Annotated in this window: 14 protein-coding genes and 1 tRNA gene; 4 read left to right on the plus strand and 11 right to left on the minus strand. The window is 43.1% G+C overall.

Annotated elements, in window-relative coordinates; all coding sequences use genetic code 11:
* Positions 1-358 precede the first annotated feature (358 nt).
* From dacB to CJU60_RS04115, 3 genes are all read right to left on the minus strand, one after another.
* A complete protein-coding gene (gene dacB, locus CJU60_RS04105) occupies positions 359-1,834 on the minus strand; it encodes a D-alanyl-D-alanine carboxypeptidase/D-alanyl-D-alanine endopeptidase (protein WP_095713032.1) in 1,476 nt (491 codons plus the stop codon).
* Positions 1,835-1,860: 26 nt separating this feature from the next.
* Positions 1,861-2,835: an aldose 1-epimerase gene (gene galM / locus CJU60_RS04110; RefSeq protein WP_095713033.1), complete on the minus strand. Its 975-nt coding sequence runs from the start codon at positions 2,833-2,835 to the stop codon at positions 1,861-1,863.
* Positions 2,836-2,975: 140 nt separating this feature from the next.
* Positions 2,976-4,367, minus strand: a complete 1,392-nt coding sequence (locus CJU60_RS04115) for an MATE family efflux transporter (protein ID WP_095713034.1) — start codon at positions 4,365-4,367, stop codon at positions 2,976-2,978.
* A 288-nt stretch (positions 4,368-4,655) separates the two neighbouring features.
* On the opposite strand from CJU60_RS04115, the gene CJU60_RS04120 reads away from it, so the two are divergent.
* Positions 4,656-5,201, plus strand: a complete 546-nt coding sequence (locus CJU60_RS04120) for an IseA DL-endopeptidase inhibitor family protein (RefSeq protein WP_095713035.1) — start codon at positions 4,656-4,658, stop codon at positions 5,199-5,201.
* A gap of 89 nt (positions 5,202-5,290) precedes the next feature.
* Here the strand turns inward: CJU60_RS04120 and CJU60_RS04125 are convergent.
* From CJU60_RS04125 to CJU60_RS04135, 3 genes are all read right to left on the minus strand, one after another.
* Positions 5,291-5,363: transfer RNA gene (locus CJU60_RS04125), tRNA-Arg, on the minus strand.
* A 54-nt stretch (positions 5,364-5,417) separates the two neighbouring features.
* Entirely contained in the window at positions 5,418-5,963 is a 546-nt protein-coding gene (locus CJU60_RS04130) for a site-specific integrase (protein ID WP_095713036.1), read from the minus strand.
* A 315-nt stretch (positions 5,964-6,278) separates the two neighbouring features.
* On the minus strand, positions 6,279-6,509 hold the full coding sequence (locus CJU60_RS04135) for an excisionase family DNA-binding protein (RefSeq protein ID WP_024121629.1): 231 nt from the start codon (positions 6,507-6,509) through the stop codon (positions 6,279-6,281).
* Positions 6,510-6,691: 182 nt separating this feature from the next.
* Between CJU60_RS04135 and ggt the strand changes: the two genes are divergently transcribed.
* The gene (ggt, locus tag CJU60_RS04140) at positions 6,692-8,455 is read left to right on the plus strand and encodes a gamma-glutamyltransferase (protein ID WP_095713037.1); all 1,764 of its coding nucleotides are present in this window, start codon (positions 6,692-6,694) and stop codon (positions 8,453-8,455) included.
* Positions 8,456-8,735: 280 nt separating this feature from the next.
* Here the strand turns inward: ggt and yofA are convergent, their stop codons facing one another.
* Complete coding sequence (gene yofA / locus CJU60_RS04145) at positions 8,736-9,605, minus strand: LysR family transcriptional regulator YofA (RefSeq protein ID WP_095713038.1); 870 nt, start codon at positions 9,603-9,605, stop codon at positions 8,736-8,738.
* A gap of 128 nt (positions 9,606-9,733) precedes the next feature.
* Here yofA and CJU60_RS04150 point away from each other — a divergent pair, with 128 nt between their 5' ends.
* Positions 9,734-10,723, plus strand: coding sequence for a zinc-binding dehydrogenase (locus CJU60_RS04150; protein ID WP_095713039.1), 990 nt, complete (start codon positions 9,734-9,736; stop codon positions 10,721-10,723).
* Between the two features lie 55 nt (positions 10,724-10,778).
* Here the strand turns inward: CJU60_RS04150 and gltD are convergent, their stop codons facing one another.
* Together gltD and gltB are read right to left on the minus strand one after the other, a co-directional pair.
* The gene (gene gltD / locus CJU60_RS04155; protein WP_095713040.1) at positions 10,779-12,260 is read right to left on the minus strand and encodes a glutamate synthase small subunit; all 1,482 of its coding nucleotides are present in this window, start codon (positions 12,258-12,260) and stop codon (positions 10,779-10,781) included.
* A 16-nt stretch (positions 12,261-12,276) separates the two neighbouring features.
* Positions 12,277-16,839 carry a glutamate synthase large subunit gene (gene gltB, locus CJU60_RS04160; protein ID WP_095713041.1) on the minus strand — a complete coding sequence of 1,521 codons (4,563 nt, stop codon included), beginning with the start codon at positions 16,837-16,839 and terminating at the stop codon, positions 12,277-12,279.
* Positions 16,840-16,985: 146 nt separating this feature from the next.
* Between gltB and gltC the strand changes: the two genes are divergently transcribed.
* Positions 16,986-17,888 (plus strand): glutamate biosynthesis transcriptional regulator GltC, encoded by a 903-nt coding sequence (gene gltC, locus CJU60_RS04165; protein WP_024121635.1) that lies wholly within the window; start codon positions 16,986-16,988, stop codon positions 17,886-17,888.
* A 59-nt stretch (positions 17,889-17,947) separates the two neighbouring features.
* Here the strand turns inward: gltC and proB are convergent, their stop codons facing one another.
* Together proB and proC are read right to left on the minus strand one after the other, a co-directional pair.
* Entirely contained in the window at positions 17,948-19,045 is a 1,098-nt protein-coding gene (proB, locus tag CJU60_RS04170) for a glutamate 5-kinase (RefSeq protein WP_483294924.1), read from the minus strand.
* 27 nt (positions 19,046-19,072) lie between these two features.
* Positions 19,073-19,951, minus strand: a complete 879-nt coding sequence (gene proC / locus CJU60_RS04175) for a pyrroline-5-carboxylate reductase (protein WP_095713073.1) — start codon at positions 19,949-19,951, stop codon at positions 19,073-19,075.
* Positions 19,952-20,003: the final 52 nt, after the last annotated feature.

A 20,003-nucleotide genomic window follows, 5' to 3' on the forward strand; every position in this document is an offset into this window, starting at 1 on the left:
ATATAATCCATATATGCATTATATTAACCGAATTTTTTTAAAGTACAATAAAAAATATAAAATTTTTATAACATTTTTTTGAATATAGTATTAATTATTTATTTTTTTTGATTAATTTTATTAGGATTTCGAATGTAAAGTTATGAAAGTATCGATTTTTAATAGTTCTTCATAACTAGATTTTTTCTTCATTTATTTAATTTCATATGAGGATAGTGTTGAACCGTTTATAAGATATTCTCCGCCTCAGTATCAGTTACATTTCTACAATATTTAGATGGATGTTTTAAAAACAAGCGCAATAATGTAAAAAGAAATATAAAAAAACCTGTTTTCGCGGAAAACAGGTTTAGCGTTTTTATTGATTTGCCAAAATAACAGCAATTTGATCCTCAATGTCTTTGCCATCCGAGTCATCAATCAAACCGTTTAGAAGAATAGAGAAAACGAGCGTTTTTCCGCTCTTTGTTTCTGCATAGCCAGACAGAGAGCTGACAGTGCTTAAGGACCCGGTCTTTGCCCTTATTTTTCCTTCTGCCGGAGTGTCTTTCATGCGGTTTCTTAGCGTCCCGCCTACCAGTCTGTCACTGTTCCCCGCTTCCGGCAGAGCATGCAGATAAGGTTGAAACCACTTTTCATCTTGGATGTCATATAACAGCTTTGTGATTTGGTCTGATGATACGGCGTTGATATGAGAGACCCCGGAACCGTCCCTCAAAATAAGTGTTTTGGGATCAACGCTGAAATTCGGAAGCGTACTGTTTAGCACTTCAAGCCCTTTTTCCCAGCTGCCCTCTCCTTTTTCCACTTTCCCCATCTCTTTTACAAGTACCTCGGCGTGTCCGTTATTGCTTAATTTCATAAAAGGGAGAAATAGCTTAGACAAAGGCATTGAGTGATGAGTGGCCAGTACGTCTGAAGAGTCGGGCGCTGTGCCCATTATGATTTTCCCTTTTACTGTAATGCCTTGTTTTTTAAGAGCCTGCTTAAATAAATCTAAAGCATATCCTGCCGGCTCCCAGACGGAAATCCACTCTTTTGTTTTGCTTGCATCAACCGGTATGCTCCCTTTAATCGTGATGGTATTGGTTCCATGTTCTCTTTCGATAGAAAGATCTTTCTTTTTTCCCGCCTCAACTGTTTTCGCCTCATTCTCAATCGCTACATAATCCGTTTTTGGTGACACTGATATTGCTGGCTTTTGTCCTTCTTTCTTTCCCGGGCTGGCTTCTACTATCACAGTGCCTGCATCATAGTCCTCATTTGGAGACGCTGTCAGTGCGGAAATTTGCGCGCCGTAATAAGTGTACTCATCACTCCATGGCAAATCAGGCGAATAGCGGATATGATCATACCATGAGTCATCGGCGACAAGATTGCCTTTTATGGACTTGATGCCGGATTTTTTCAGCTTTTCGGCCATTTGATCAAAATCAGATGGTAAAAGTGTCGGATCTCCTTTTCCTTTCAGATAAAGGTTGCCATTCAGTTTTTGTCCTTTAAGGCGGCCGTCTGTCCGCACTTCTGTTGTGAAAGAATAATCCTCACCGAGAACAGAAAGTGCCGCAGCGGCTGTAAAAAGCTTCAAAGTAGAGGCGGGTCTCATCCGGACATCCCCTAAATGGTCGTAAATGACGTCGCCTGTTTCTGCAGAACGGACAGTAATGCCGGCCATTGCGCCTTTTAAAGCAGGTTCATTGGCTAAAATGGTTTCAATCTGCCCGGCAAGTGTATCCTGTTCTTCAGCCGCCTGTACAGCATGATGCATATATGGAATGGAAGCAAAGATGAAAAGCAGCAATATTACAAAATAAAGCTTCATGCTTTTTCCCATTTTCTTATCCCGCCTCTCCTGATTGGCTATCGATGATTACGCTCAATCGTGATGCTGCTTTTTACTGTCTTCTCTTCACCAGGCTCTAACACATGTAAGCCAGTGAGTGACGAAGGGAGATCAAGGTTAACTGCGTTTGTCACCCATGTATAAGGCTCCGGGCATAAATACCCTTGTGTTCCATCAGCATTATACACAACCCAATGCTTAAATTGTTCATCCGCCTTGTAGATCATATTCAGGTGTGCATGCTGATGGTAAATGACGGCCTGATTTTCTCCTCCTCTCTTCTGATAAGAAGATAAAAAGACATCATCAAGCTGCTGCCGCAAGAGCATTCCTTCGTGCAAAGCTTCCTGATTTGGTATATCGATCAGCTTTCCGGTCGGCAATAAACGTTCATCCAATTCCCATTGCTGATCAGCAGTAAGAGAAAATAAAGAGCTCTCTTCTGGGAAAACGAAGGTCGTATGATAACCAAGCCCCCAAGGAAATGCATCCTTCCCTTTATTCATGATCGTGGCATGCTTATAAAGAGTGTTATCTTTTAAAATGTATGTCATCCGTACAACAGCATGATGCGGAAATTGTTTATAAACATGGGGAATTTCCGATAGATCAATTTCAGTTTCTATGATCACTTCTTCGTCTGTTTGTTTCATCGTTATGATGTCCCACTTTTTGTCATAGAGAAAGCCGTGGAGGTGATGGTGTTTATCTTTTTCATTGATATCAAAATGATACGTTCTGCCCCGGAAGCTGAATGTTCCGTCACTTATGCGGTTAGGCGGAAACAAAATAGGGATTCCATACAATGTAGGTGTGTCATGAAAGCTATTGGTTGTTTCCGGTTCACGTAAAAGGTGCAGCTTTGTTTCTTTGTCTACGAGAGAAATGACGTTGCTTCCCCACTCAGGCACAACTATCATTTCCAAATGCTCATTACCCGCTTTGACAGCTGGTGTTCCTAAATACGTCATCTTTTCAATATAATTTGTCATATGTACTCAACCTCTCCTTAGTTCAATGCTTATATAATACATTCAATTCTGTGCGCAATATTTCCTCCATTTTATGTTTTCCCTTTAGTCTTTACGTAAACAAAAAACACTGCTCAAAATGAACAGTGTTTTTTTGGAGTTTATTGAATCAGACGTGTGATCTGCTTCTTTTTCCAAATGAATTGATAATACCCGTAAATCAAAAGCAAGCTGACGGCAAACGCAGCCGGATAGCCAACCCAGACGCCGAGTATTTCAAGCTTGGTGTAGTGGGACAGAACAAACGCAACCGGCACCTCGATTCCCCAGATGGCAAAAATACTGATGAGAGTCGGCCATAAAACCGTTCCGCTTGCACGCATCGTCGCAGAAATAATTTGGGCATTCCCAAACAGCAAATAGCTCCATAATGTAATCATCAAAAGCCTGTGTGCAATGTAAAGGGTATCTTTCTCGGTCAAAAATAATGCTAAAATCTGATGTGCAAAAAGATAGATAAGGAGGATCAGCACTCCGCCAATGATATAATTCAGCCAAATACCGACCCGAATGACTTGCTTTAACCGGTCAAACTCATTCGCTCCAATAGATTGAGCGGCGAAAATAGACACCGCGATCCCCAGACTGACAGCCGGCATTTGCACATAGCTGGCTACCTGATTGACCACGCCATATGCTGCGGTTGCATCAGAGCCATAATGATTGACGAATGAAATGACTGCTATTTCCGATAGTGAGACGAGAATCATGTTAATGCTTGACGGAATACCAAGACGCAGCAGAAGCGCCAGCAATTCCTTATCCATTTTCAAATAACGCCGTACTGTCTTATCAAATTGCAGCGGGTGTTTCGTTTTCCGCAGATACACCAATAATACGATAAAGGTCACAATTGTAGAAATAACGGTTGCGTAAGCAGAGCCGTAAATGCCCAGCTTCGGCAAGCCGAACATGCCGAGAATGAAGATTGGTAAAAGTGCTATATTGATGACTGTGCTTACAATCAATGTATAAAACGGTGTCTTAGAATCTCCTGTCCCCCGCAAGAATGTGGTATAAGCAAAATATAAAAACATAAACGGCATTGCGCAAAATAAGATACGCGCATAGCTGACACTTACATGAATTACATTTTCCGGCGTTCCCATGAGACGCAGAATATCTAAGGTGAATATACTGCCGATCACAGCTAACACAATTCCTAATAAAAAGGTGAATGTCAGCGTTGTTCCGACAACGGCCTTTAACCGTTCCTCATTTTTTGCCCCATAGGCTTGCCCGATAAGAATGGAACTGCCGGAACCGATGCCGATCGTAAATGAAATGAGAAGAAAAAACAGCGGGAAAAAGGATGAGACAGCTGCAAGCGCATCTACGCCAAGCCATCTGCCCACAGCGACCATCCCGACTAATTGGCCCACTGATTGCAGCACATTGCTCAGAAGGAGCGGCACTAAAAATAGTGACATTGACCGCCAAACAGATGGATTGCTCTTCTTCTTAGATACGGGATTTTCTTGTAATGTTTCCATATGAATGACTCCTTTATTTAAACTCGTTTCACTAACGTGCTCCCGTTTCTTTTGAAATGAACACGACATGCAACATGTAACTATTCACCACAGTACTTATAAAACCCTTCCCGATTCTCCTATTTTTACACATTTTTCAATCTGCAAGAATAAACTAGTGCGATACAGCATAGTCTTTTGGTGAGATGAAAGAATAAAAAATAATTTATGCAAAAGTATTGTAATCTAAACGTAACTATTGTAACATTTGTAACATAAGAGAAAGAGATTTTAAAGGAGAGAGCCACATTGAAAAAATATCTTCTATTTCTAACCACTATTGCACTTATTCTGTCATTAAACACAAATGCATTTGCGAAAAACACATCCGGAGATTTATCACAAAAACAAGCATTGCAGCTGGCACTAACAGCAAGAGAGCATTTTTGGAATACAATGAGCGGACACAATCCAAAAGCGAAAAAAGCAGTTTGCCCATCAGGCACATTCGAGCATCAAAATCTTCAGTACGTATACATGTGCAGTGACCTTGGCACAAAAGAAAAAGCTGTGAATTACTTAACACCTATTTTCTCAAAAACAGCGATTGAAAAAGGCTTTAAAGACTATCATTTCATTGTCTCAAAAGGAAAACTGGCTGTTCCGGTCGGTGACGGAGACAATCTCTTAAATTGGAAAAAATCAACCGCTAAACTCATTTCTAAAAAAGGCGGCACAGTCACATATGAATTTACCGTTCCTACTTTGGACGGATCACCTTCAGCAAAACGGAAAGTGACATTTGTAAAAGAGAACAAAAAGTGGAAAGTAAATCGCTTTGACGCAGTTATATAAGAAAAAAACGCCCGAGAAAAACGGGCGTTTTTTATGTTAAGCATAAAAAGGGCAACGGACGTATCGTCCATTGCCCTTTTGTTTTATTACGCTCTAGGAGAGATTCGAACTCCCGACCTGCAGTTTAGGAAACTGCTGCACTATCCGCTGTGCTACTAGAGCTTTTTTGATATCTATATAGTAGCTCCGATTGTCACGATTTTCAAGCCATTTGATTTACAGCCCTCCAAATACCTTATAAGCAGCTCTTGTTGTATCTTCATCGATTCCAATATAACGCATTGTAATTGAGGGTGATGAATGATTAAGAATCCTCTGCAGCTCAGCGATATCTTTTGTCCGCTGGTAGAAGTGATAGCCAAATGTTTTCCGGAGCGTATGGGTCCCTATTTCCTCAAGTCCGCACGCTTCGGCTGCCTCTCTTAAAATTCTGTATGCCTGAATGCGTGAAATTGGCTTTCTGGTTCGGACAGATTTAAATAGGTATTCATTTTCTTTCATATCTTTCGTATACTCGTGTATTTCTGCTTTCAAAGATTCTAAAATGAGAATCTTCCTTTTCTTTTTAGTTTTACTTTCAGTAGCCCATAAATGGTCTTTATTTCTGACATCTTTCACTTGAAGCGGCAAAATATCAGAAATTCGGAGCGCGCTGTTAATGCCGAAAATAAACAAAAAATAATCACGCTTGTTTTTGCTGCGTAAATAATGTTTTACATCTTGAATTTTCTCTAAACTGCGGATCGGCTGTACAATATGCATCAAAAAACTCCTTAAAAACCGTTATGTAACGTTTTGAGGTCTATGTTACTATTATAGCGGAAAAACGTTGAATGTCAAAGTTCGGAGGCATTTATGTAACATAATATACATAGTGTTACATAAGCAGAAAAGAGATCTCTTGAAACGCCCTATCTTCTGAAATGGCATTTACAGGCTCATATAAAGCTTTTTCACCTCCTGAGACAAATCACTCTGACCCTTCCCGAAAAAGCCCTTATAACGCAATATGACGCTTTTCTTTTCGAGATGCTCACAAAAAATATGCAAAAAAAAGACACAATTTGAAATTGTGTCCTAGTCTTCATCCTTTACATCAATATCTTCTGGGATCGGTTCATTTAATATTTCCTGCACGAGCGCTTTGTAATTTTCCAGCTGTTCGAGATGCGTTTTGAACTGTCCCTTATAAATCAAAAATTGCTCACCGTCATGAACGGCCCTGATTTTACCTTCGAGCACCAAACTTTTAATATAATCCTCTGAAAGATTTGCATATTCTGCTGTTTCTTTAATCGTTAAATACATATAGCATTCCTTTCTGAATCCGTATGCTGTTTCTACTATAGCACATGACTCACCCCAATATAATCAATTTCACACAGAAATAAGGCCGAATGATATAGATAATATACCATTTGTCACTTGTGAAACCGCTGTATTTTTTTTACGCTAAGATTGTAACATAACAGCTTAATAGGAGGGAGAACATGAAAAAAACGTGGAACGTCTGTTTAGCAGCCATGCTTAGTGTTCTGTTAGTCGCTGGAAGTGCTCCATTTCACGCGGAAGCTAAAAAGCCGCCCAAAGGCTATGACGAGTACAAACAAGTAGATGTAGGCAAAGACGGAATGGTTGCGACTGCGCATCCTCTCGCTTCAGAGATCGGAGCTGACGTCCTGAAAAAAGGCGGAAATGCCATTGACGCGGCGGTTGCCATTCAGTTTGCGCTTAATGTCACAGAACCGATGATGTCAGGTATTGGCGGCGGCGGTTTTATGATGGTGTATGACGGAAAAACAAAAGATACGACGATCATTGACAGCCGTGAACGCGCTCCCGCAGGCGCAACTCCGGATATGTTTCTCGATGAAAACGGCAAAGCGATACCTTTCTCCGAACGTGTCACAAAAGGTACTGCCGTTGGTGTTCCAGGTACACTGAAAGGGCTGGAAAAAGCCTTGGATACATGGGGAACCCGTTCGATGAAACAATTAATTTCCCCCTCTATAAAACTCGCTGATAAAGGCTTTCCGATTGATTCAGTGTTAGCAGATGCGATTTCTGATTATCAGGAAAAATTATCACGGACTGCCGCTAAGGATGTATTTCTGCCGAATGGCGAGCCGCTTAAAGAAGGCGATACGCTCATTCAAAAAGATCTAGCCAAAACCTTTAAGCTCATTCGTTCGAAAGGCATAGACGCCTTTTACGAAGGCAGATTTGCCAAAGCCCTTTCTGATACTGTTCAGGATTTTGGGGGATCAATGACCGAAAAAGATTTAGAAAATTATGACATTACAATTGACGAACCAATTTGGGGAGAATATCAAGGCTATCAAATCGCAACGACTCCTCCTCCAAGCTCTGGCGGCGTTTTCTTGCTGCAAATGCTAAACATTCTCGATGATTTTAACCTTTCACAATATGATATCCGCTCATGGGAAAAATACCATCTGCTCGCTGAAACCATGCATTTGTCTTACGCTGACCGTGCGGCTTATGCAGGCGATCCCGAATTTGTAAATGTTCCTCTCAAAGGTTTGCTTCACCCCGACTATATAAAAGAGCGCCAGCAATTAATCAGTTTAGATGAAGTCAACAAAAAACCAAAAGCCGGTGATCCTTGGAAATACGAAGAAGGAACCGCAAACTATAAGCAAGTCGAACAGCCGAATGATAAAGTAGACGGCCAAACGACACACTTTACCGTCGCGGACCGCTGGGGCAATGTTGTTTCCTATACAACAACAATTGAACAGCTGTTTGGCACAGGCATTATGGTTCCTGATTACGGCGTCATTTTAAACAATGAACTAACAGATTTTGATGCGGTTCCAGGCGGAGCCAACGAAGTTCAGCCGAACAAGCGGCCATTAAGCAGCATGACACCGACGATTTTGTTTAAAGATGACAAACCAGTTCTCACCGTCGGATCTCCTGGAGGGGCAACGATTATTTCTTCCGTGCTGCAAACCATCCTCTATAATATAGAATATGGAATGGAATTAAAAGCAGCGGTTGAAGAGCCGAGAATTTACACAAACAGTATGAGCTCCTACAGATACGAAGACGGAGTTCCAGAGAATGTACTCAGCAAATTAAAAGACATGGGCCATAAATTCGGCACAAGTCCAGTGGACATCGGAAACGTGCAAAGCATTTTTATCGACCGTGAAAACGGCACCTTCAAAGGAGTAGCCGATTCAAGCAGAAACGGCGCAGCGATCGGAATTAATTTAAAACATAAATAAAAAAGAAAAACTGTACTCATTTTTGCCGAGTACAGTTTTTTGCTGTGAACGATTAATCTTGCCTATGGTACCCGCAAACTCCTTAACGGTCGGTACGAATACCTTTCAATATAACATCCAGACATGTGCCAGATAACAATTCGAAACACATAAAGGTTTGATCAGCTAATCAATTCATAGACCTTAAAGCTTCTTTGTTTTTTTGAAAACCGTCTCTCCAGCTTACGAAACCAAAAATCTATCCCGCATCCCCTGCTATTGTTGAACCTTCTCTTCTTGATTAGACTAATGGGATAAATTTGGTTTCGTTCAATTCTGCAATAAACCGCTGAAATGCACTGGTCATAAAAAAGTCTTTCCTGTAAATAAACACAATCGTCATATCCTGATATGATGCGGGAAGCTGGTGAACGTACACCCTTTGGCGATGGACAGAGCAGGCAATAGCCGACTTTGGCAGCAGCGCAGTTCCCAAACCAGCGGAAACACCTCTGATAACGGCTTCCAATGTGCCAAATTCTATGATTTTTTGCTGTTGAATACCTGCTTCCTCCAATAATCTTTTGACCCTATCGCGATGAGAGCAGCCGGTTCCAAAAAAGAGCATCGGCAGCCTTAGCATGTCCTCTATCGCCCCTTCCTCCGGTGAAATCAACACCAATTCCTCATAGGAAACAGGAATTTGTTTGATATCCATGTATTCAACAGGACCGTACACAAAAGCGCCATCCACCTTATGATCTAGAACTTGCCGAACCAAGCTGTGCGTATCACCTGTGTTCACTGATAAATCAACTTCAGGAAAACGTCTGAGGAATGAAGCTGCATGTTCAGGCAGGTGAGTGACCGCTGTTGTTTCCAATGCTCCAAGCCGCAACGGCCCTTTCGGATGCTGACTTAACTGCGCTGATTTCTCAGCTTCGTCTAATAATGTTAAAACTTGATCTGCGTATTGTAATAGGTTTTCCCCCGCAGCCGTTAACGTCATTCCACGATTTGTCCGGTGAAATAACTTGATATTCAGATCTGTCTCAAGCTTATGGATTCTGGCTGTTACATTAGATTGAACATAATTCAGCTGCCGGGCTGCTTTTGTTATACTTCCTTCACGGGCAACAGCCCGGAATATCTTTAATTCTCCGCTTTCCACACACTGTCACCTTCTTGCTATGATTAAATGTGATACCGGCAATCATTTTTGTTCATTTTACTTGAAGAAAACCGCTGTGTAAAATATGTGAAGATCATAGATTACGAGGAATATAGGAGGCAGACGGCATGAAAGCGGTTATTCATAACGGAAAAAGAGGACTTCGGGGGTTAGCGTATCAGGACATCCCTTCTCAAAATCCCGGATACGGAGAAGTGAAAGTAAAGTTGAAAACGGCCGGATTAAATCATCGGGACCTGTTTCTCATGAAAAATAAAACTGAACAAGATCCTGAGTTTATTCTGGGCTCTGACGGTGCTGGTATTATTGAAGCGGTCGGTGAAGGTGTAGATCATCTGGCTGTTCAAACAGAAGTGGTGATTTTACCGACTTTGAATTGGGAAGTAACAGATGATGTACCTCCTGTTCCGGATATTTTGGGAGGCCCTTCAAACGGAACACTGGCTGAATATGTGATCATTCCTTCACAAAACGCAGTGAAAAAACCTTCTTATCTATCCTGGGAGGAAGCAGGCGTGTTGCCATTATCAGCTCTGACCGCATATCGAGCACTTTTTACAAAGGCCCAATTAAAAAAAGGCGAGCATATTTTGATACCCGGAATTGGAAGCGGCGTTGCAACTTACGCACTAGTAATGGCTAAAGCAGTTGGAGCAACTGTAAGCGTGACTTCTCGAAGCGAGGAAAAAAGAAAAAGAGCAATACAATTAGGCGCTGACCACGCTTTTGAAAGTTACAGCAATTGGTCTGAACATCTTCAAGGACAAAAAGCTGATGTCATTCTCGATAGCATAGGGCCGGCCCTCTTTTCAGAATACTTTGATCATGTTAAACCGAACGGCCGTATTGTCAGCTTTGGTGCAAGTTCGGGTGATAATCTCAGTTTTCCGCTGCGTTCTTTATTCTTTCCGCAAATCAATATATTGGGAACGTCAATGGGAAGCCGTGATGAATTCCGTGAAATGCTGCATTTCATGGAAAAACATAAACTTCGGCCCGTGCTTGACCGGACATATCCTATAGAACAAGCACATGAAGCATATACCAGTATGCTGGAAGGCAGCCAGTTTGGGAACATCGGAATCACAATAGATTAAAAAAGAAACCGGCTGACAAACAGTCCGGTTTCTTTTTTTATATAATCCCCTTTATTTACGGCAGAACTGAACTCCCCATCAAATATCGGTCAACTTCACGCGCCACTTCACGGCCTTCATTAATCGCCCATACGATTAAGCTTTGGCCTCTTCTTGCATCCCCTGCGGCGAAAACACCATCGATATTTGTTTTATAATCCCCATATGCTGCGCTGATTTTGTTGTTATTAGAATCAACACCAAATTGTTTTAAAAGCGGCTGTTCTGTGCCTTCGAAGCCGATAGCGATAAAGACGAGCTGAGCAGGCCATACTTTTTCAGTTCCAGGCAGTTCACGGAACTCGTATTTTCCATGCTCATTTTTCATTTTCTCCATTTGAATCGTATGGAGCTCTTTCAATTTGCCGTTTTTATCGGCAACCAATTTTTTTGTTTGGATCGAATATTCTCTCGGATCTCTTCCGAATTTTGCTTCTGCTTCTTCATATGCATATTCAAGCGTAAAGACGTGCGGCTGTTCAGGCCACATATTATCATTCGTGCGAGCCGGAGGAAGTTTCGGGTGTTTGCCGAATTGGTGCACGCTTTTGGCTTTTTGGCGCAAAGCGGTAGCCACACAGTCAGCTCCTGTGTCTCCGCCTCCGATCACGATAACGTCTTTCCCCTTCGCATCAATGAATCGCTTGTCTTTAAAGTTAGAATCTAAATAGCTTTTTGTAGCAAGCGTCAAGTAATCCATCGCATAGTGAACACCTTTTGATTCGCGTCCCTCGATTAACAGATCCCGCTGTTTTTGAGCACCTGTGCAAAGGATCACGGAATCAAATTGCTCTTTCAGCTCATCAGCCGTTATATCAACGCCAATTTCCGTATTTGTAACAAAATCGATTCCTTCTTGCGTCAGCAACTTAATGCGGCGTTCGACAATTCCTTTTTCAAGTTTCATGTTTGGAATGCCGTAAGTTAAAAGTCCGCCCGCTCTGTCTGCGCGTTCAAATACAGTGACAGAATGTCCAGCTTGGTTCAGCTGGTCAGCACTCGCCAGTCCGGCTGGGCCCGACCCAACGATGGCAACTTTTTTGCCTGTTCGTTTTTTCGGAATTCTAGGCTGAATCCAGCCATTCTCAAACCCTTTATCAATTATGGTCCGTTCAATATTCTTAATCGATACGGCCGGGTCGGAAATCGCTAGTGTACATGACCCTTCACAAGGAGCGGGACAAACCCGCCCTGTGAATTCAGGAAAGTTGTTTGTTTTTACAAGCCGTTCTAATGCTTCTTTCCATCTGCCTCGGTAGACAAGATCGTTCCATTCAGGAATTAAGTTGTAAATCGGACAGCCGGATGTAAATCCGTTAATGTCAGCACCGATCTGGCAAAACGGTGTACCGCAATCCATACACCGCGCCCCCTGCCGTTTCGACGCTTCTTCTGAAAAAGGAGCAGAATATTCCTTCCAGTCCTTTAAGCGAGTGAGAGGGTCTCGCTCAGCTGGTTTTTCTCGTTTGATTTCCATAAATCCAGTTGGTTTCCCCATGTTCCTCTCCCCTTCCTTACTGTACTACCGTTTGTTTTTGTCCCGCCGGCGCTTTTTTCTGCTTTGGTTTCGTATTGGCTTCAAACGCGTACATGACGGCTTCTTCCTCAGATAAGCCCGCAGCTTTTTGCTCTTCGATGCTCGCAAGCATTTGTTTATAGTTTTTCGGAATCACTTTAATGAATGTTTTCACGCTGTCTTCCCACTGTTCAAGCAGGTCTGCTGCTTTTTGGCTGTTTGTATACGCGGCATGCTTTTCAAGCATTGCTTTAACTTGTTGAATTTCTTTTTCATCCTCTAATGACTCAAACAAAATCATTTCAAGGTTGCATTTGCGTTTAAATGCTTTTACATCTTCGGCCAATACATACGCGATTCCGCCGGACATACCAGCCGCGAAGTTTTTGCCGACATCACCCAGTACGACAACACTTCCGCCTGTCATGTATTCACAGCCGTGATCACCGATGCCTTCAACAACAACATTCACACCGCTGTTCCGAACGGCAAAGCGTTCACCTGCACGGCCGTTAATATATGCTTCTCCGCTCGTCGCGCCATAGAATGCCACGTTGCCGATAATTACATTTTCATGTGATTCGGAGTTGAATCCTTCCGGTGATTTGACAATGATTTTTCCGCCAGACAGACCTTTTCCGACATAGTCATTTGAATCTCCGTCTAAATAAAGCGTCATGCCTTTTGGAACGAACGCTCCAAAGCTTTGGCCGGCTGAACCTGTGAATTGCAGCTTAATCGTATCTTCCGGAAGTCCTTCTTCTCCGTAACGTTTCGAAATTTCACTGCCTGTTACAGTGCCTGCTACACGGTTTGTGTTATTGATTTCGACTGAAATATCAGCTTCTTTTCCCGATTCAATGGCATCTTTTACAGCAGGTAGAATTGTTGTGATATCGAGCGATTGATCAATTTTATGGTTTTGCGGCGTTTGGAATGTCCGTATCCCTTTCGGCTGATAAAGAAGTGTGGATAAATCAAGCTGACTCGCTTTCCAATGCGCCTTTGCCCGCTCACTCACGTTAAGTGCGTCAGTGCGGCCGATCATTTCATCGAACGTTTTAAAACCTAATGCAGCCATGTATTCACGGACTTCTTCAGCAATAAACAACATGTAGTTCACAATATGATCAGGATCTCCCATGAACTTTTTGCGAAGTTCAGGATTTTGAGTCGCTACCCCGACAGGACATGTATCCAAATGGCAGGCGCGCATCATAACACAGCCGAGAACAACTAACGGAGCAGTTGCGAAACCGAATTCTTCGGCGCCGAGCAATGCGGCCATGACGACGTCGCGGCCTGTCATAAGCTTTCCGTCTGTTTCTAATACAACACGATCACGGAGTCCGTTCAGCATTAAGGTTTGGTGCGCTTCTGCAAGGCCAAGCTCCCACGGAAGCCCTGTATGTTTAATGCTTGTTTTAGGTGAAGCACCTGTACCTCCGTCGTAACCGCTGATAACGATGACATCTGCAGTTGCTTTAGCAACACCCGCAGCGATCGTTCCGACACCAGCTTTTGAGACCAGCTTCACGCTGATTCTTGCATCACGGTTCGCATTTTTTAAATCGTGAATCAGCTGGGCTAAATCCTCGATTGAATAAATGTCATGGTGAGGAGGCGGTGAAATCAATCCGACCCCAGGTGTTGATCCGCGGACATCGGCAACCCAAGGATACACTTTATTGCCTGGCAGCTGTCCGCCTTCTCCCGGTTTTGCGCCTTGCGCCATTTTAATCTGCAGCTCATCGGCGTTGACTAAGTAATGGCTTTTCACACCGAATCGTCCTGAAGCAATTTGTTTGATCGCGCTTCTTCTGTCATCGCCGTTTTCATCAGGCACAAAGCGTTTTGGATCTTCTCCGCCTTCACCGCTGTTGCTTTTTCCGCCCAAGCGGTTCATCGCAATCGCTAATGCTTCGTGGGCTTCCTTGCTTAATGATCCAAATGACATCGCACCTGTTTTAAACCGTTTGACAATCGATTCAGCAGATTCTACTTCCTCCACTTTTAGAGGCTTGCGGTTTTCGTCAAATGAGAACAAGTTTCTCAGGAATCCGATTCGTTCTTCATCTGCCGCTTTCGTATATTGTTTAAACAGATTGTAATCATTTCTGCGGCACGCCCATTGCAAGGTATGAATCGTTTTCGGGTTAAATGCGTGATGCTCTCCGCCGTTTCTCCATTGGAAGTCACTTCCCGGTTCAAGCGTTTTGCTGTAGTCATCCTTATAGGCTTCCTGGTGGCGGCGCTGTGCCTCTGCCGCAATGGTATTTAAGTTAATGCCGCCGAGCTGTGATGCTGTTCCCGTAAAATAACGGTCAATCACGTCACGGCTGATTCCTACCGCTTCAAAGATTTGGGCGCCCCTGTAGCTCTGTACAGTAGAAATCCCCATCTTCGACATCACTTTTACGACACCTTCAGTAATGCTTTTTCCATACTTGCTGACAGCTTCTTCATAGCTGATATCCAAGCGGCCTTCGTCAATTTCCTGCTTATAGGTCGCATATGCCAGATAAGGATTGACAGCATCAGCACCATAGCCGATTAGAGCTGCAAAGTGATGAACTTCACGTGCTTCGCCCGATTCAACGATAATGCTGACTTTCGTGCGCAATCCTTTTCGGATTAAATGCTGGTGCAGTGCGCTGACTGCTAACAGCGGCGGAATTGGCGTTAACTGCTCATTCATTGCTCTATCGGACAAAATCAAAAGACTGACGCCTTGGCTGATTGCTTTCTCAGCTTGGGTGAACATGTCTTTTAACCCGCGTTCAAGATCTTCTGAAAACAGCACATTCATTTTTTGGCTTCTTAAATCAGGATGGACGATGGTTTTCAGCGCATAAAACTGCTCATTGGATAACACGGGTGTATACAGCTTGATTCGGCGGACGTTTCGTTCATTCGGATGAAGGAGATCGCCTTCTGCTCCGAGCCAAGTCATTGTTGAAGTCACGAGCTGCTCGCGAATCGCGTCAATCGGCGGGTTGGTAACCTGTGCAAACAATTGCTTAAAGTAGTTAAACAGCGATTGCGGGCGATCAGACAAAACAGCAAGCGGCGAATCGTTCCCCATTGAGCCGAGAGGATCTTTTCCTTCTTTAATAACAGGAATTAAATATTTTTGAATATCCTCATATGTGTATCCAAACGCTTTCTGACGCGTAAGAAGATCCGTGAACTGCTCTTCCTCTCTTGTTTCCGGATCAGGATTCACTTGCACAAGCTCTTCCTCAAGCCATTTTTGGTACGGATATTCAGTTGCGATTTGTGTTTTTACTTCTTCATCAGAAATAATGCGGCCTTCTTCCAGGTCAATTAAAAGCATTTTTCCTGGTTCAAGGCGGTTTTTATATAAAACGTTTTCCTGTTCAACCTCAATAACGCCGACCTCAGATGAGAAAATAATATAATCATCTTTTGTCACATAATAACGGGCCGGACGTAAACCATTTCGGTCGAGTATTGCGCCGATTTGTTTTCCGTCAGTAAATGAAATGGCAGTCGGACCGTCCCAAGGCTCCATTAATGAGCTGTGATACTCATAAAACGCTCTTTTTTCTTTAGACATGTGCGTATTTTCTGTCCATGGCTCAGGAATCAGCATCATCGCCGTATGTGCCGGCTTGCGTCCCGCCATAACGAAAAACTCAAATGCGTTATCTAAAATGGAAGAGTCACTGCCGTCAGCATTCAGAATTGGAAGAATTTTATTGAGATCCTCACCAAAACTTTCAGACACAAATTGCTGTTCGCGTGCTCTCATCCAGTTGATATTTCCTCGAAGGGTGTTAATCTCACCATTGTGAACCAAATAACGGTTTGGGTGTGCTCTTTCCCATGTAGGGAAGGTATTCGTGCTGAAGCGTGAATGAACTAGTGCAAAAGCGGATACGAATGCCTCATCTTGCAGATCGGAATAAAACGCATCAACCTGTTCAGGTGTTAAAAGGCCTTTATAAACAATAGTTTGGCTTGAAAGACTGGCAAAATAAAAATCTAGACCTTCCGTTACTCCCCAGTTTTCAGCCTGTTTACGAATGACATACAATTTTCGCTCAAAGCTCAAATCATCCTTCAGGTCAGAACTTGCGCCAATGAATACTTGACGGACAAACGGACAGCTTTTTTGTGCTACTGTTCCGATTTTTCCGACATTTACAGGTACAGTTCTCCATCCAAGCACAACTTGGCCTTCCTGTTCAATCAGTGCATTGATTTGCTTTTCGATCTTTTTTCTTTCATCTTCCTTCTGCGAGAAAAAGACCATTCCTACCCCGTAACGTCCTTTTTCCGGCAGATTGATGTCTTTGCACTCTTTCTTAAAGAAAGCATCAGGGATTTGAACCAGTAAGCCGGCGCCGTCTCCCGTATCCGGATCACTGCCTTGACCTCCTCTGTGGTCGAGCTGGCAAAGCATCTGCAGCCCCTGTTTGACGATGTCATGTGTCGCCTTGCCTTTTAAGTGCGCATATAGGCCGATTCCGCATGCATCATGTTCAAATTCAGGACGGTAGAGACCTTGAGCTTTTGGCATTTGATTGTAAGTCATAATTCCTCTCCCCCGATCAGTTTCCGATAATACCGGTCATAAAATCTAACAACTCTAATATTATTGTAGGTTTTCAAAACGATATAAACAATATATAATTTAGATCAAAAGAATCTCAAAATGAGATAGATGGATGTGAGACTTACATGGAGCTGCGCCAACTGCGTTATTTTATGGAGGTTGCTGAACGGGAACACGTTTCAGAAGCCGCTGATTATCTGCATGTGGCCCAATCAGCAATCAGCAGACAAATTGCAAACCTTGAAGAAGAATTAAATGTTACTTTATTTGAGCGTGAAGGGAGAAATATCAAACTCACTCCGATTGGAAAAGAATTTTTAATTCATGTCAAAACAGCGATGAAAGCCATCGATTATGCAAAAGAACAAATTGATGAGTACCTTGACCCGCATCGCGGAACCGTAAAAATCGGCTTTCCTACAAGCCTCGCCAGTCAGCTACTGCCGACTGTCGTTTCGGCATTTAAAGAAGAATATCCGCACGTAGAGTTTTTGCTGCGCCAAGGCTCTTATAAGTTTCTGATTGAAGCTGTCAGAAACCGCGATATCGATTTAGCGTTATTAGGCCCGGTGCCGACGAATTTTCCAGACATAGCAGGAAATATTTTATTCACGGAAAAAATTTACGCGCTTGTACCTTTAAATCATCCGCTCGCCAAACAAAAAACGGTGCATTTAATCGATTTGCGCAACGATCAATTTGTGTTGTTTCCGGAAGGATTTGTGCTCAGAAAAATGGCGATTGACTCTTGCAAACAAGCCGGGTTTGCCCCTCTTGTCTCTACAGAGGGTGAGGATTTGGACGCTATCAAAGGATTGGTGTCCGCAGGTATGGGTGTCACCCTTCTGCCGGAGAGCACTTTTGCTGAAACGACACCCCGATTTACTGTGAAAATTCCAATTGAGTTTCCTCAAGTGAAACGGACTGTCGGGATTATTAAGCCGAAAAACAGAGAGCTTGCACCTTCAGCGCAGGATTTTTATGAGTTTGTCATTCAGTTTTTCTCGAAATTGGAACAGTATCAATAAAAAAAACCCGAGCTTCTCTGGAGAAGTTCGGGTTTTTTGTTCCCGTGTATTTCTTCTATTTAATATACAGGCAAAGATAAATCCACATGGCATACAAACGCTTCTGGATCAATCACAGCTTTGTTTTTCATGCCTTTATTTTTTTCGGGTGTCTCAAGCTGCGAGGAAGAATAATTGACGATCCCGAGGCCGATGTCTTCACCATGAGAATCAGTCAGGCGGACAACAGCGCCGCTTTTAAATTTTCCTTTAATCTCCCTTACACCATCTGGGTATATATGCGATTGACCGTCAGCTATTTGGCCGGAACAGTCATCTGATAAAACAATTTCACCTTCTGGTCCGGAATTAAAAGCGATCCACTGCTCTTTTTGATTCAACGGAAGCGTTCCCTCAGCTTCAAAATAGGTGCCTTCCGCCTCTCCATGAACAGCTTGATATAATATATCTGCAGCGTCTGCCTGGCCAAGAAATCCTTTTATGCCGGATGCCATCACAATTTTAAACGCATCCAGTTTGGACCGCATGCCTCCGGTGCCGACCTCGCTGTCTGTATCGCCTGCACACGCTTCAATTTCCGGTGTAATCTCACTGACCCGCTGCACTCTTTTCGCTTTTGGATTATTTCGCGGATTGCCGTCATATAAACCGTCGATATCCGATAAAATCACAAGCAGATCTGCATCGATTAATCCGGCGACTTTGGCCGCGAGTGTATCATTATCGCCAAACTTAAGCCGATTGACGGTCACTGTGTCATTTTCGTTAATTATCGGGATAATACCGCGTTCGAGCAGTACATTCATTGTGTTCCGAACATTGTGATATCGGTATTCATCAGAAAAGTCGCTTCTTGTAATTAAAATTTGGGAAGCCACATAACCGTGCGCCAAAAACAGCTTTGAATAAGCCTCCATCAGCAACCCTTGACCGATTGAAGCAGACGCTTGTTTTTCAGGCAGATTATCTGGTCGCTGAAGAAACCCGAGCTTGCGATATCCTGCAGCTACTGCGCCGGAAGAAACCAGGATGACTTCATATCCGGCGTCTTTTAGTTTGGCGACCTGGTCCACTAAAGCTTCCAGTTTGCGAATGCTGATTTCCCCATGAAGACTTGTTAATGAACTGCTGCCGATCTTCACGACAACTCTTTTCATTTCAGACGTCACTTTATCACTCCTGTTTTATAGCGGTGCCGCTGTTTTTTCGATATCATCGCTGATTTCCTTTGAACGCTTAGCCGCATGTTTAATGGCTTGAGAAATGGCTTCTCCTCCGCCGCTCTTCTTCAAAGCCTGCAATCCGGCAGCAGTCGTTCCATTTGGCGAGGTGATATTGTCTCTCAGCACCTCAGGCTGTTCTCCTGTTTCCATCAGCATTTTTGCAGCACCTAAGAGTGTCTGTGCACCGATGCTTCGTGATAATTGTTTATCGAGTCCCGCTTCTTCGCCCGTCTTTTCGATGAATTCCATTAAATAATAAAAATAAGCAGGTCCGCTGCCGGCAATTCCTGTGAAAATGTCCATTTGATTTTCCTGGATGGTATACACTTCACCCATACAGCCGAGCAAAGCCGCCGTCAGTTTTTCTAAATCATCTGTTACATGCCTGCCAAGCGCGATGGCAGTTGCAGAAGCGCCGATCATACTTGATGTGTTAGGCATTACTCTGACAACCGGCTGTTGATTATGCAATGATTGTTCAATATAAGAGGTGGTTATGCCGGCTAGCACCGACAAAATTAATTGATGGGGTTGGATACGTGTTTTTAATGATGACAGAGCGTGTTCGGCATCTTTTGGCTTCATCGCCAAAATGAGTACATCCATGTCTTCAATACATAAGTGATCCGGCGCCACGCCTTTGATTCCATATTGAAGTTCAAGCTCAGCTAATCGCTCTGTATTGCTGCGGTTTGTAACGCAGATGTTTTGTTTTGGGATTTTATTGGCACGAACGATACCTGATATCATTCCTTCCGCCATAGATCCGGCTCCGATAAAAGCTACTTTTTTTTGATCAAAGATCGGTAACATCTCCTTTGTTCGCTTTTTTGTTCGTATTTTCACACGTTTAAAATGTTACCACGTGAGGAAATGATGTCAAGTTTGAAGG

The organism is Bacillus sp. 7705b, assembly GCF_002289525.1.
In the GTDB taxonomy this organism is placed as follows: Bacteria; Bacillota; Bacilli; order Bacillales; family Bacillaceae; genus Bacillus; species Bacillus halotolerans.

Bases quoted from the DNA above. Each gene is read 5' to 3' on its own strand.
- CJU60_RS04150 (WP_095713039.1), top strand. From the start codon at position 9,734: ATGAAAGCGGTTATTCATAACGGAAAAAGAGGACTTCGGGGGTTAGCG.
- gltB (WP_095713041.1), bottom strand. From the start codon at position 16,839: ATGACTTACAATCAAATGCCAAAAGCTCAAGGTCTCTACCGTCCTGAA.
- galM (WP_095713033.1), bottom strand. From the start codon at position 2,835: ATGACAAATTATATTGAAAAGATGACGTATTTAGGAACACCAGCTGTC.
- proB (WP_483294924.1), bottom strand. From the start codon at position 19,045: ATGAAAAGAGTTGTCGTGAAGATCGGCAGCAGTTCATTAACAAGTCTT.
- CJU60_RS04130 (WP_095713036.1), bottom strand. From the start codon at position 5,963: ATGCATATTGTACAGCCGATCCGCAGTTTAGAGAAAATTCAAGATGTA.
- gltD (WP_095713040.1), bottom strand. From the start codon at position 12,260: ATGGGGAAACCAACTGGATTTATGGAAATCAAACGAGAAAAACCAGCT.
- gltC (WP_024121635.1), top strand. From the start codon at position 16,986: ATGGAGCTGCGCCAACTGCGTTATTTTATGGAGGTTGCTGAACGGGAA.
- CJU60_RS04135 (WP_024121629.1), bottom strand. From the start codon at position 6,509: ATGTATTTAACGATTAAAGAAACAGCAGAATATGCAAATCTTTCAGAG.
- CJU60_RS04115 (WP_095713034.1), bottom strand. From the start codon at position 4,367: ATGGAAACATTACAAGAAAATCCCGTATCTAAGAAGAAGAGCAATCCA.
- dacB (WP_095713032.1), bottom strand. From the start codon at position 1,834: ATGGGAAAAAGCATGAAGCTTTATTTTGTAATATTGCTGCTTTTCATC.
- ggt (WP_095713037.1), top strand. From the start codon at position 6,692: ATGAAAAAAACGTGGAACGTCTGTTTAGCAGCCATGCTTAGTGTTCTG.